Origin of the sequence: Weissella viridescens (assembly GCF_001437355.1) — a bacterium.
GTDB lineage: Bacteria > Bacillota > Bacilli > Lactobacillales > Lactobacillaceae > Weissella > Weissella viridescens.
Genome location: NZ_JQBM01000003.1, coordinates 120074 through 133074 on the forward strand (window position 1 = coordinate 120074; position 13001 = coordinate 133074).

At 42.1% G+C, this 13001-nt stretch carries 14 protein-coding genes; all 14 read left to right on the top strand.

Annotation, left to right across the window (positions count from 1 at the left end; all coding sequences use genetic code 11):
- The first annotated feature begins 160 nt into the window (after positions 1–160).
- The gene (locus IV50_RS05575; protein WP_057746298.1) at positions 161–358 is read left to right on the top strand and encodes a hypothetical protein; all 198 of its coding nucleotides are present in this window, start codon (positions 161–163) and stop codon (positions 356–358) included.
- A gap of 16 nt (positions 359–374) precedes the next feature.
- Positions 375–1664 carry a helix-turn-helix domain-containing protein gene (locus tag IV50_RS05580; RefSeq protein WP_057746301.1) on the top strand — a complete coding sequence of 430 codons (1290 nt, stop codon included), beginning with the start codon at positions 375–377 and terminating at the stop codon, positions 1662–1664.
- A 312-nt stretch (positions 1665–1976) separates the two neighbouring features.
- A complete protein-coding gene (gene coaBC / locus IV50_RS05585; RefSeq protein ID WP_057746304.1) occupies positions 1977–3182 on the top strand; it encodes a bifunctional phosphopantothenoylcysteine decarboxylase/phosphopantothenate--cysteine ligase CoaBC in 1206 nt (401 codons plus the stop codon).
- A gap of 1 nt (position 3183) precedes the next feature.
- Positions 3184–4350: a hydroxymethylglutaryl-CoA synthase gene (locus IV50_RS05590; protein ID WP_057746307.1), complete on the top strand. Its 1167-nt coding sequence runs from the start codon at positions 3184–3186 to the stop codon at positions 4348–4350.
- Between the two features lie 112 nt (positions 4351–4462).
- Positions 4463–4906 (top strand): nucleoside 2-deoxyribosyltransferase, encoded by a 444-nt coding sequence (locus tag IV50_RS05595; RefSeq protein WP_057746310.1) that lies wholly within the window; start codon positions 4463–4465, stop codon positions 4904–4906.
- Positions 4907–5017: 111 nt separating this feature from the next.
- On the top strand, positions 5018–5911 hold the full coding sequence (locus IV50_RS05600; RefSeq protein WP_057746313.1) for an N-acetylmuramoyl-L-alanine amidase family protein: 894 nt from the start codon (positions 5018–5020) through the stop codon (positions 5909–5911).
- A 311-nt stretch (positions 5912–6222) separates the two neighbouring features.
- Entirely contained in the window at positions 6223–7533 is a 1311-nt protein-coding gene (gene hisS, locus IV50_RS05605; RefSeq protein WP_057746316.1) for a histidine--tRNA ligase, read from the top strand.
- 1 nt (position 7534) lies between these two features.
- Positions 7535–9340, top strand: coding sequence for an aspartate--tRNA ligase (aspS, locus tag IV50_RS05610; RefSeq protein ID WP_057746319.1), 1806 nt, complete (start codon positions 7535–7537; stop codon positions 9338–9340).
- A 29-nt stretch (positions 9341–9369) separates the two neighbouring features.
- The gene (locus tag IV50_RS05615) at positions 9370–10248 is read left to right on the top strand and encodes a YitT family protein (RefSeq protein ID WP_057746321.1); all 879 of its coding nucleotides are present in this window, start codon (positions 9370–9372) and stop codon (positions 10246–10248) included.
- Between the two features lie 103 nt (positions 10249–10351).
- Positions 10352–10537, top strand: coding sequence for a 30S ribosomal protein S21 (rpsU, locus tag IV50_RS05620; protein ID WP_042493485.1), 186 nt, complete (start codon positions 10352–10354; stop codon positions 10535–10537).
- A 73-nt stretch (positions 10538–10610) separates the two neighbouring features.
- Positions 10611–11054, top strand: coding sequence for a GatB/YqeY domain-containing protein (locus IV50_RS05625; protein WP_057746324.1), 444 nt, complete (start codon positions 10611–10613; stop codon positions 11052–11054).
- A gap of 86 nt (positions 11055–11140) precedes the next feature.
- The gene (locus IV50_RS05630; RefSeq protein ID WP_057746327.1) at positions 11141–12106 is read left to right on the top strand and encodes a PhoH family protein; all 966 of its coding nucleotides are present in this window, start codon (positions 11141–11143) and stop codon (positions 12104–12106) included.
- A 23-nt stretch (positions 12107–12129) separates the two neighbouring features.
- Positions 12130–12612 (top strand): rRNA maturation RNase YbeY, encoded by a 483-nt coding sequence (gene ybeY, locus IV50_RS05635; protein WP_057746329.1) that lies wholly within the window; start codon positions 12130–12132, stop codon positions 12610–12612.
- On the top strand, positions 12590–12994 hold the full coding sequence (locus IV50_RS05640; RefSeq protein WP_057746332.1) for a diacylglycerol kinase family protein: 405 nt from the start codon (positions 12590–12592) through the stop codon (positions 12992–12994). The genes ybeY and IV50_RS05640 overlap by 23 nt, the downstream gene beginning before the upstream one ends.
- Positions 12995–13001 lie beyond the last annotated feature (7 nt).

A 13001-nucleotide genomic window follows, 5' to 3' on the forward strand; every position in this document is an offset into this window, starting at 1 on the left:
GAAAATAAATCACGTATTAACAACAAGAGATAATATACCAGAATATGAAAGGTCATGCAACAAAAAAATTACGAATTCGGAAATTTTTTTTATGACTTGTCAATGTATCTTCATATACTATAAAATAATCACATTCTTTACAAAAAATGGGGAGAGAGATGTGGACAAGTTAAGATGGGTTTTAGATCGACATGAACAGGATATCGTGCGCTTAAATGATTATTTATTATCAAGATTGGATGATGTTGTTCCGGTAACAACCGTGATGCATGATTTGGACTGGTCACGATATCGTGTTTTGTCAACGTTAGAAACACTCGTACGTGATCTTGAAACGCAACAAACGGGGGGGGCGTGATGATGACAAGTACGATATGCAGGGGAAAGTAATTAAAATTAACCATAGTGTACAAATTAACACCTTGGCTTTAGAGTACCAGTATCGAAAGCGCTCAATAGCATGGGTGCTTTTATTGGAAATGTTAACCGAACAGGTCGATTCGTATGAAAATTTTGCAGATCGGCACAATATTTCGGTCGCTGCAGTGCGATCTGCTAAACAAAAAATACAAGAAGCATTTTTGAATCAAGATATTGAAGTAAGCAAGAATAACCGAATCGTTGGTAATGAAGTTGTTGTCCGAGCCTTTTTTATGCAATTAATGCGGTATTATCATGCACAAATCGAAACGACAATCATTCAATCAACACCACAAGATCATTTGGTAACAGATCAACTCGTGGATAAATTATTGGATATTTATGGCTTAACCCAGGATATGACGAATGAGCGAGTCATTTCCCTTCAAGTCTTGATTTGGTTGATTCGAGTTCAGAATGGTCATTATTTACATGATCAAGATTTACCACATATTTTGGTTGATGCAGCCGACTGGCCTGAGGCCTATCAACAATTAAATGCGCATTTAATTGATATGATGCGGGAGTTTGTCGATTTACCAGAGCATGTCTTAAGAATTGAAGCGCAATTTGCAATTTTAACGATGTTTACGAGCGGGTTAGTGACTGATGTTCCTGAAGAAATGTTACGAAGTGAAGTTCAGACACGTCTAAAACGATTGACACTAACGTTGCGTAATAACTACGAAACCGCTTTTCAAAGTCAACTTCCGTCAGTGGTTGAAGCGCAATTACTACAGGCTACATTAAGCAGCAATTTACGGACATTATATTTCTTAAAAGATTTGGTGCAGAGCTCAGTGGACATTGGTGTATTAGAGCGTAATTTTCCAATTCATGCGAAGTTTACGAGCGATTTACTCGTAACATTAGCTGATGTTTGGCAAATTGAAGATGTTCCGAAGTTTAGACGGGTCATGTTTGAGGACTATTTCAATGCAATTATTGTTCATTTGACACCAGCCATGATTTTGCCACCTATTCGTGTGGCGATTGGTTTTGTCTACCATCCGGGAATGGATGAGCTAATCCGGCAGCAGCTTGCTAATCGACGTAATATTAATTTTGAGTTTGTTTCAGTGGGGGAACCGGCAGACTTTTATATTTCAGATATTGCCATTGAGAGTGAGTATACGGTTCCAGGATACATTTGGAATGTATTTCCAGATAATCATACAATTGATCATTTTGTGCAAGATGCGATGCAATTATCAATTAAGTACTATCAAAATCGGAAAAGATAGGCTATTTAATCAATCTCGATATGATTCTGCGTATTTTTTTACGAATTAAAAAAATTCAGCATGGCGGAATGTTTGAATATTGTTTATTCTAATAACATAGTCTTGAGGGCTTGCAAGAGGGGGCTACGGATATCGTAGTTTTGCAAATGAATCAAGAGGAACACTTTTTCAAGGGTGTCAGCAGTATAACCTTGGGGGGTTAAATAAAAGGAGTCAGCTTGCTGACTCCTTTTATTTTGCGTTAAAACAACCGAATTTACGTAGATAGTGGTAAAATAGACTTCTAAAATAGATAAAAAGGATTGTGGAGCCATGTTAGTGGGTAAAAAAATAGTGTTAGTCGTCACGGGCGGCATTGCTGCATATAAAGCTGTGACTTTGGTGCGATTACTTGTGAAAGCCCAAGCTGATGTTCGGGTTGTCATGACGAAGTCCGCTTGTGAATTTGTAACACCTAAAACATTTAGTGTTTTGACAACACATCCAGTGTTAACTGATTTGTTCACTGAAACAACCGACCCAGCCATTGCCCACATTGAGCTTGCGGATTGGGCGGATTATATGGTTGTCGCACCAGCCAGTGCCAATTTTATCGCTAAGATGGCGCTTGGTGTTGCAGATGACGCAGCATCAAGTGTGGTGATTGCTCGCCATACTGGTATTGCTGTGGCTCCAGCCATGAATTCGAATATGTACCAAAATGCGGCAGTGCAACGTAATCTTGCACAGTTACAAAGCGATGGTGTTTCGATCATGGCCCCTGAGCAGGGGATGTTGGCAGAAGGCTATGCGGGAGTTGGTCGTTTAGCTGAACCAGAAACGTTGTGCGCTCAAATCAATGTATTAGCAAATGCTGATGAACAGACGTTATCCGGAAAACATGTCGTTGTGACAGCTGGCGGTACGCAAGAACCGATTGATCCAGTTCGTTATATCGCTAATCATTCATCAGGTAAGATGGGGTATGCGTTCGCACAGGCAGCTGTTGAACAAGGCGCGCAAGTGACCTTGATTACTACCGTTGATTTAACGCCCCCACCATTTACGACCGTTGTACACGTTAAAACTGCGCAAGAAATGCAAAATGCGTTGCAACGCTATTATGAAGCGGCTGACCTAGTGATTATGGCTGCTGCAGTGGCAGATTATCGCATTGCCGAGCCAGCTACGCAAAAAATGAAAAAGCAACAAGACACAACAGCGTTGCATTTAAAGTTAGTTGAAAACCCTGATATTCTGGCCGAGTTGGGTGCACAAAAAACGCATCAATACTTAGTCGGGTTTGCGGCGGAAACACAACAGTTATTACAGCATGCACAAGTTAAGCTTGAAAAGAAACAGGCTGATTTGCTAATCGCAAATGATGTATCACAAACTGATATTGGGTTCGGTTCAGCAGATAACGCTGTTACATTATTGTTCAAAAATGAAGCGCCTGTTGCCTTACCAAAGATGCGTAAAATTGAGGTGGCACGTCAGGTCTTACAAATGATTCAATTAAGAATGGAGGAAGCATAAAATGGAAGTTGGAATCGATAAAATGAGTTTCTTTTCAACACAATATTATATCGATATGGTTGATTTGGCTCATGCCCGTGGTGAAGCACCTGACAAATATTTAATTGGGATTGGACAAACACAACAAGCCGTCGCACCTGCGACACAGGACGTGGTGACAATGGGGGCGAATGCAGCTGATCAAATGTTAACGCAAGCTGATCGGGCGGAAATTGAGGAGGTTATTTTTGCAACCGAATCCGGTGTTGATCAATCAAAATCCGCGGCAGTGTATGTTCAAAAATTATTGGGGATTAACCGTTATGCTCGAACAATTGAACTTAAGCAAGCCTGCTACTCAGGTACCTATGGTTTAATGCAAGCCCGTGACTATGTGACCCTACACCCGAAGGCAAAAGTTTTGGTGATCGCAAGTGACATTGCCCGCTACGGTATTAATACTGGTGGTGAAGTGACCCAAGGAGCTGGAGCTGTTGCAATGCTGGTGACGGCTAATCCAACGATTGCAACGTTAAATCAAGATAATGTCTTTATGTCTGATGAAATTATGGATTTCTGGCGCCCAAATGATTCATCAACTGCTGTGGTTGATGGAAAGTTTTCAGCTAATATCTATCGTGATTTCTTTAAGGAAGTCTGGGAACGTTATCAATCACAAACTGGCCGTGACTTGAATAGCTTTAAAGCTTTGGTCTTCCATTTACCGTTTACGAAGATGGGACTCAAGGCATTACGCGATGTCTTACCTGAAGTTGCTGAGCAAAAACAACATGCATTGATGGATTCATTTGAGGCGAGTCGTCGCTACAATAAACAAATTGGTAATCTCTATACTGGATCAGCTTACTTGAGTTTAATGTCGTTATTGTTAAATGATGATACGTTAGCAGCAGGGGATGAATTAGGACTATTTTCATATGGTTCAGGTGCTGAAGGTGAGATGTATTCGCTAACGTTGCAACCTGAATATAATCAGGGCTTGATCAAAGAACAGTTGCCTAACTTATTGGCGCAAAGAACCCAACTGTCAATTGCTGAATACGAAAAAATGTTTGACTCAGTGGTACTCGGTTCTGCTGACCGTGAACTCGACATCACACATGACCATGCTAAGTTTGTCTTGGGTGGTGTTAAGGATCAGAAAAGACAATACGTGGAACAATTTTGATTATAAGTGCACATTAGTTCGTGATTTGACGATTTATTCAATTTAACGACTTGTTACGTTCGGTTTATTTTGATAAAATGATATTGAAATAAACTTAGGAGCAAGTGAACAAATGAAAAATGTATATTTAGCAGGGCCTTTTTTTGATGCCGAACAAATTGAACGCATTGAACGGATGGAACAAGCATTGACGAATAACCCAACTGTGGCTAGTTTCTTCAGTCCTCGTTCAGAAACATGTGCCGAATTTGAGATGGGTACGCGCGAATGGGCAGCTGCGACATTCAAGGTTGATCGCGATCATATTGATCAGGCGGATGTTGTCGTGGCCGTGATTGACTATGTTGATGATTTTGTTGATCCAGGAACTGCTTGGGAAATTGGCTATGCCAATGCCAATCAAAAGCCAGTTATTTTGCTTAAAGAAAAGCCAAATGGGAGTGTCAATTTGATGATGGCCATTCCAGCTCATGCGGTCTTACTTCACGTTTCAGATGTTGCACAATATGACTTTGACGAAATGCCTACGTCCGAATGGACTGGCGATATGTTTTAAACATTTTAAATGCGATGAAACCCTGAAAGTGGAAACTTTCGGGGTTTTTAGTATCATTTTTGATAAATTCATGTAAGATAGAATTATTATAAATAAAGAAGGATGATGACGATGACCTTGCAAACGATTTGGCAACTTATTCGGCGGTGGCTGATGCGCTTTTGGGTCCCGCTTGTGGTTGTTTTAACACTTTTAACAACTGCAGTAATGACAACGACTTTTTTGCTACACCGCCAACAAGTAACTGTTAAAATTAGTAATGTGCCCATTCACACAGAACGTGGTGTGTTAGCACCAGGAGCCGGTGTTTTAAAAAAGGGTGAACATCTCCAAATTTTGAAACGGGAAAGTGGCTGGTATGAGGTTCGTCGGGAAGATGAATCTAAAGCGTGGGTAGCGGGCTGGTTAGTTGAACGGACGCAGCCGCTATCAAAATTATCACCACTATCAGAGGCAACCGTTGTCTTGGATCCCGGCCACGGTGGTTCTGATTCAGGGGCCCTTTCAAATCATGATCAATATGAAAAGAAGTACACATTAGAGTTGGCCAAAAAGGTAGAAGCTGAGTTGAAATCACATGGTACGCGCGTGATTATGACTCGTGATACAGATAAACTAGTGGCATTACCAGATATTCCAAAAATAGCAGAAATGCGCCACTCAGATATGTTTATTTCATTCCATTTTGATTCAGCTCCTGAATCAAATTCAGCCAGTGGCTATACAACTTACTATTATCATACGAAGAATGGTTCAAAGGACTTGGCTAGCGCAGTAAATACAGCGATTTCCCCTGAAATGCCTAAAAATATGCCAAATAAAGGGGTCGCTTTCGGTGATTACTTAGTCCTTCGTGACAATAAGGTGCCGGCGATTTTGATGGAAAATGGGTATATCAACTCTGATCGTGATTTTAATCACTTCAAAACCGCTCGTTTCCAACAAAAAATTGCAAATGCACTACCATATGGACTTGAACGGTACCTGGAAGAACATAAAAAATAAGCGTCGTCCGGCCAGCTAGCTCTTGACGTGCTCCGTCAGCTAGGGGATAATGATGTACAGATATATTGAACCGATGAGAAAGTAAATCTGTGATCTAATTCGACAGCGAGTGGAAGTTGGTGTAAGTTCCACGTTTTAGCCATAGAGGGACACTTTTTAGGTCGCATTGTGCGCGCAAATACCCCGTTACGGTATGTATGAGAACCAAACAAGGTGGTACCGCGCAAAAAAGATGCGCCCTTGATGACAGTGATGAACTGTTGTCAGGGGCTTTTTTTGTCGGTAAAATTAGAAATTGAGAGGGCTTTAAAATGGCAAAACAAACATTCCAAAAACCAAAAGGAACTGCAGACTTACTACCAGGTGAGTCGCACAAGTGGCATTACGTCGAAGAAACAGCGCGACTCCTTTTTTCAGATTATCAATACCAAGAAATTCGAACACCCATTTTTGAAAATTTTGATGTGTTTGCTCGTTCAGCCGGTGACACGTCAGACGTTGTGACTAAGGAAATGTACGATTTCTATGATAAAGGGGAGCGTCACATTGCGTTGCGTCCTGAAGGAACTGCTGGTGTCGTGCGGTCATTTGTCGAGAATAAGTCATACGGCCCAGAATTTGCGAAGCCCTATAAGGCATTCTATATTGGACCAATGTTCCGTTATGAGCGACCTCAAGCTGGTCGAATGCGTCAATTCCATCAGATTGGAGTTGAGGCGATTGGTTCTGAATCACCAGCGCTTGATGCTGAAACGATTGCAATGGCAGTAGACTTTTTCCAAACTCTGGGTGTGACTGATTTGAAAGTCACAATAAATTCACTTGGCGATCAAGCATCACGTGATGCATACCGTCAGGCCTTAATTGATTATTTGACCCCATTTAAGGAAGAGCTATCATATGATTCACAGACCCGTTTGGAAAAGAATCCATTGCGTGTGCTTGACTCGAAGGATGCCAAAGATCAAACCATTGTTGAAAATGCACCATCAATTTTGGATTACCTCAGTGAAACAGCACAAGCACACTGGGATAAGGTAAAACGTTATTTGGATGCCTTAGGGATTGATTACGAAGTTGATGCAAGTACTGTACGTGGTCTTGATTACTATAATCACACTATTTTTGAAATTATGACCCAAAGTTCAGCACTTGGAGAGGGATGGACGACGATTGCTGGTGGTGGCCGCTATAACGGACTTGTAGAAGAGTTTGGTGGACCACAGTTGCCAGGGGTTGGATTTGGAATTGGGTTAGAACGACTAATGTTATTGCTTGATGATGCCAATGCCGTTTTGCCAGATGCGCCTGCCTTGGACGTTTATGTGGCTAATCAAGGTGAGGGAACTGACGTGGTGGCTATGCAAATGCTCCAAGCAGTACGCTCATTTGGATATAGTGCCGATCGCGATTATGAAGAACGTAAGTTAAAGGGTCAGTTTAAGGCTGCTGATCGTGAAAATGCCCACTATATGATTTTGATTGGTGATCGCGAATTAGCGGACCATGCAGCAAAATTAAAGAATTTACAGACAGGGGTTGAACAACAAATTAAGTTGACGGACCTATACACCGCCCTACCAGATTACTTGGAAATTGAAGTTGAGACAGGAGAGGAATAACATGAAACGGACGAACTATGCGGGATTAATTGATGAACAATATGAAGGACAGACGGTTGTCTTAGACGGCTGGGTCCAAAAGCGACGTGATTTAGGTGGATTAATTTTTATTGATTTACGTGACCGTGAAGGCATTGTCCAACTGGCTTTCTCTGATGAGATTTCGAAAGAAGCCCTTGAAGTAGCTGAATTAGTTCGTTCAGAATACGTCCTTGAAGTCTCAGGTATCGTTAAGAAGCGTGCTGAGGGTGCAATTAATGAACATATTCATTCAGGAAAAATTGAAGTTCAAGTAACTGATATTAAAGTCTTAGCTGAATCAAAGACCACCCCATTTTTGATTGAAGACGGGGTAGATGCTTCTGATGAAACACGTTTAAAGTATCGTTACCTTGATTTGCGTCGTCCAGAAATGCAAGAAAATTTGCGAATTCGTTCAAAGATTACGGCTGCTACGCACGAATTCTTGGATCAAGCAGGGTTCATTGATATTGAGACACCTTATTTGGCAAAGTCAACGCCGGAAGGGGCACGTGATTATTTAGTACCTTCACGAATTTATCAAGGGGCTTTCTATGCCTTGCCACAATCACCACAACTATTTAAGCAGCTTTTGATGGGGGCAGGCTTTGATCGTTATTATCAAGTTGCGCGTGCTTTCCGAGATGAGGATCTTCGTGGGGATCGTCAACCTGAATTTACGCAACTTGACTTGGAAACTTCATTCATGGATCAAGATGAAATTCGTGAATTGGTTGGTCAATGGGTTGCTTCAATTATGCAAAAGACGGTCGACTATGACCTAGATCCAACTGATATTCCAGTATTGACGTGGGAAGAATCAATGCGTCGTTATGGAACTGACAAGCCTGATATGCGTTTTGACATGGAATTGCAGGATCTTTCAGAGATGATGGCAGATTCTGACTTTGGTGTGTTCTCTGGTGCAGTTGCCAACGGTGGGATGGTTAAGGCCATTGTCGTACCTGGCGGAGCTGAACACTACTCACGTAAAGAAATCGATAAGCTAGGTAAGTATGTTGAACGTTTTGGAGCTAAGGGCTTAGCTTGGTTGAAGGTCACTGAAGAAGGGATTGCTGGACCAATTGCCAAGTTCTTTACTGAACAAGGTGAGGCAATTTTGGATGCAACGGGTGCGCATGCAGGTGATTTGATTTTGTTTGCTGCGGATAAGCCTAACGTTGTGAATCCGACTTTGGATGCGTTGCGTCGCATGACGGCCAAAGAAATGAATCTCATCGACAATCAAAAGTGGGCATTTGCTTGGATTATTGATTGGCCACTCTTTGAATATCAACCTGAGGAAGATCGTTGGATTGCAGCGCACCATCCATTCACAATGCCAAATGAGGCAGATTTGCCATTAATGGCGACCACTGAGGGGGCTCACAAAGCTCACGCACAATCTTATGATCTTGTTTTGAATGGATACGAATTAGGATCTGGATCAATTCGTATTCACCGTATGGACATTCAGCAACAGATGTTATCAGCCCTTGGCTTTACACCAGAATCTGCACAAGAAGCCTTTGGTTTCTTGTTAGAAGGAATGGAATATGGATTCCCACCTATGGGTGGAATCGCCTTGGGACTTGATCGTCTAGCTATGCTCTTGGCAGGTCGTGATAACATTCGTGATGTGATTGCTTTCCCTAAGAACTCAAAGGCGACTGAACCAATGACTGAAGCACCTACTCCTGTTTCAAAACAACAAGTTGAAGGTGACCTAGGTTTGCAGGCACCAGAATACGCTGATACCGACACACCTAATTTGGCAGAAGAATAGGGCACCTCAAGTGAGGAAGGTGAGCGAATATGACGCAGATAATGCTATATTTTGATCGACATGAATATGCGGCCCGGATTGTGGCTGCCATCATTTATGCCTTAACCTCAGCCATTGCCATTAATATTTTTTGGACTCCTGGTCATATCTATTCATCAGGGTTTACCGGCTTGGCACAAATTTTAAATACGCTGGGTCTTCGATACCTACACATGAACATCTCAATTGGCTTGCTCTTGATTCTATTGAATGTCCCTGTGTTGATTTTGGGCTATCGAAAGTTGGGGTATCGGTTTACCATGTTTACGGCCTTGGCGCTTTTACTTGCTGCCATCGCCATTCGCATTGTACCCTCACCGGGTACTTGGGTTCATGATCCACTCGTATTAGCGATATTCGGTGGTGGTATTAATGGATTTGGAACGGGTTTTGCCCTTAGAACCGGTTTATCAACAGGTGGTTTGGATATTATTGGGATCGTTGCCCGTAAAAAGTTTGGTATGCGGATGGGTGCAGTTAATTTGACCTTTAATTTCTTTATTTTGTTAACGGCGGGTTACCTTTTTGGACCGCAATATGCGCTCTATACGGGGATTTCATTAATTGTGAATGCCTATATGATTGACAATTTTTATACGCGTCAGCAAAAGCTCCAAGTGATGATTGTGACTGAACAGCCTGATCGTGTCATTGAAATGTTGCAACAGAACATCCGTCGTGGAATTACAATTGTGCATGATGCTGAGGGTGGGTATAACCATCACGAGAAAGAGATTCTCTTTACCGTAATTTCGGCATATGAACGTTATGATTTCCGGGATGCTTTGGAACAAGCCGATCCTAAAGCTTGGTCATCGACCTGGCGCATTGAACATACCACGGGTCGGTTTTATGAGCCAAAACTCTAAAAATATGTTTGACTTGTTTCAGAATTCTGGTAGAATTTAATTTGAACAAAAGTGTGCGACATTATAAGTTGAATTCTTCACACGGGAAGGGAGGGTAAACATTATGGCAAAGACTGTTGTTCGTAAGAATGAGTCTCTAGATGATGCTCTCCGTCGCTTTAAGCGTGGTGTATCAAAGGATGGTACTTTACAAGAGTACCGTAAGCGCGAATATTACATCAAGCCATCAGTACAACGTAAGTTGAAGGCTGAGGCTGCTCGTAAGCGCAAGAACAAGAAGGGACGCTAAAACGTCCTGGCCGGGCTACCTTTTGGTGGTCCGGCTTTTGTTTAGAAATTATCAAATAAAGAGGAACACAATCATGACATTATCAGAACAATTAAGTACCGATATGAAGACGGCGATGAAAGCCAAAGATAAGGAAGCACTAAGTGTTATCCGCATGTTGAAGTCTGACTTATCAAATGAACAAATTAAGCTTGGACATGATTTAACCCCTGACGAAGAATTGTCAGTGGTATCTCGTGAAATGAAGCAACACGTGGAAGAACGTGATGCATACGTTGATGCTGGGCGTGATGACTTAGCAGAAGACTTAAACGCACAAATCGCGGTGCTTGCAAAGTACATGCCTGAACAACTTTCAGAAGATGAAGTACGTGCAATTGTACAAGAAACCATTGCTGCGGTTGGCGCAACGAGCAAGGCTGATTTGGGAAAAGTTATGGGGGCCCTTATGCCGAAGGTCAAGGGTAAGGCTGATGGAAAATTGATCAATCAATTAGTCCAAAGCGAACTCGCATAATATGATTTATCCCGGGGAATTCCATCCCCGATACATAGTTAATTAAGGTATAATATAAGTAATCTGAGCAAAAGAGGGTTATATAATTGACAAATACCATAGAACAACACTTTCAATTTGAAAATCCAGAACAAGAAATCGGTCTCGTCGGACCACAAGATGCTCATCTCAAGTTATTAGAAGAGGGCCTTGGCGTTCAAATAACGGGTATGGGAGCTCAACTAACCATTATTGGTTCAGAAGACGCTGTTGCACAAACGATTGCCGTCGTCGAAGAGCTCTACCTGTTAATTAAAAAAGGCATCCGAATTGGACCTGCTGATATTGTTTCAGCAATGAACATGGTTCAACGCGGAACGTTGATGTATTTTGCTGATATGTATACTGAAACAATTATTCGGGATGCTAAGGGTCGGGCAATTCGCGTTAAAAACTATAATCAACGGGAGTATGTCAACGCAATCCGTCATGCAGATGTGACTTTTGGCGTTGGCCCTGCGGGAACGGGTAAAACTTATCTGGCCGTTGCTATGGCCGTTGCATCCTTAAAGCGGGGTGATGTGGAACGTTTGATTATTACCCGACCTGCAGTTGAAGCTGGTGAAAGTCTTGGATTCTTACCCGGTGACTTAAAAGAAGAGGTTGATCCGTATTTACGTCCGATCTATGATGCGCTGTTCGCCATTCTCGGTAAAGAGCATACGGAGCGTTTAATTGATCGAGAAGTGATTGAAATTGCGCCGTTGGCTTATATGCGAGGAAGAACTTTAGATAACGCCTTTATCATTTTGGATGAAGCGCAAAATACGACAACCGCGCAGATGAAGATGTTTCTAACCCGCCTTGGCTTTGGTTCAAAGATGGTGGTGAATGGGGATGTTTCTCAGATTGACTTACCACCACGCGTAAAATCAGGTTTGGTACAAGCTCAAACCATCTTACAAGATGTCCCACAAATCCAAATGATTCATTTTGACGCTAGCGATGTGGTACGGCACCCAATTGTAGCGGCGATTGTCGGGGCGTATGATCACTATAATGAGAAAGAATAAACTGGAACAGTAAAGGAGCAAATATGGATTTAGCATTAATCGATGAATCAAAACCAGGTTTATCAGAAGAACATTTGACACTTGTAAAAAACGTTTTGGATTATGCTGGTAAGGCACTGGGTCTACCCGATAATACTGAAATGTCAGTTACATTTGTGAATAATGATGAAATTCAACGATATAATCGGGAATATCGTGGCCTTGATAAGCCAACAGATGTGATTTCATTTGCCATTGAAGATGAGGCCGATGATTTTCCGTTGTTAATGGACGAGGAAATGGCTGAAGAGATTCCCAAAAACATTGGTGATTTAATTGTTTCAGTGGACAAGATTGGTGAACAAGCCGAATATCTGGAGCACTCGTGGGAACGAGAGTTAGGTTTTCTAGTGGTACACGGGTTCTTACACCTAAATGGATATGACCATATGAAGAGTGAAGCCGATGAAAAAGAAATGTTTGATTTGCAACGCCAAATCTTAGATGATTATGGGCTTACACGATAATCAGACCCCCGATAATCATCAGGTCACAAAAAATCGCCATTTCTTACAAGCCTTAGGCCATGCGCTGGATGGCGTTATTGATGTCCTAAGGCGTGAGCGCAACATGCGTTTCCATCTTGTGGCGGCCATCTTAGTGTTATGTCTTGGCATCTATCTGGGAATAGGCCGGTCCGATTGGATTTGGATTACGATTGCCGTTAGTATGGTGATCATGTCTGAATTCGTGAATACGATGGTTGAGGCAATTGTTGATTTAATTGTCGGGGAACGATACGAGCCGCTCGCCAAAGTCGCAAAAGATGTTGCGGCTGGCGGGGTTTTAGTCGCAGCAGGAACCGCAGCAGTAATTGGCTGCTTAATTTTTTATCCCTATCTCTTTTAATAGAATA

What these genes read in the sequence shown, in the direction of transcription:
- IV50_RS05600 (WP_057746313.1), top strand. Translation starts at nt 5,018, where the DNA reads ATGACCTTGCAAACGATTTGGCAACTTATTCGGCGGTGGCTGATGCGC.
- IV50_RS05590 (WP_057746307.1), top strand. Translation starts at nt 3,184, where the DNA reads ATGGAAGTTGGAATCGATAAAATGAGTTTCTTTTCAACACAATATTAT.
- IV50_RS05595 (WP_057746310.1), top strand. Translation starts at nt 4,463, where the DNA reads ATGAAAAATGTATATTTAGCAGGGCCTTTTTTTGATGCCGAACAAATT.
- IV50_RS05625 (WP_057746324.1), top strand. Translation starts at nt 10,611, where the DNA reads ATGACATTATCAGAACAATTAAGTACCGATATGAAGACGGCGATGAAA.
- ybeY (WP_057746329.1), top strand. Translation starts at nt 12,130, where the DNA reads ATGGATTTAGCATTAATCGATGAATCAAAACCAGGTTTATCAGAAGAA.
- IV50_RS05640 (WP_057746332.1), top strand. Translation starts at nt 12,590, where the DNA reads ATGATTATGGGCTTACACGATAATCAGACCCCCGATAATCATCAGGTC.
- coaBC (WP_057746304.1), top strand. Translation starts at nt 1,977, where the DNA reads ATGTTAGTGGGTAAAAAAATAGTGTTAGTCGTCACGGGCGGCATTGCT.
- rpsU (WP_042493485.1), top strand. Translation starts at nt 10,352, where the DNA reads ATGGCAAAGACTGTTGTTCGTAAGAATGAGTCTCTAGATGATGCTCTC.
- aspS (WP_057746319.1), top strand. Translation starts at nt 7,535, where the DNA reads ATGAAACGGACGAACTATGCGGGATTAATTGATGAACAATATGAAGGA.
- hisS (WP_057746316.1), top strand. Translation starts at nt 6,223, where the DNA reads ATGGCAAAACAAACATTCCAAAAACCAAAAGGAACTGCAGACTTACTA.
- IV50_RS05580 (WP_057746301.1), top strand. Translation starts at nt 375, where the DNA reads ATGCAGGGGAAAGTAATTAAAATTAACCATAGTGTACAAATTAACACC.
- IV50_RS05615 (WP_057746321.1), top strand. Translation starts at nt 9,370, where the DNA reads ATGACGCAGATAATGCTATATTTTGATCGACATGAATATGCGGCCCGG.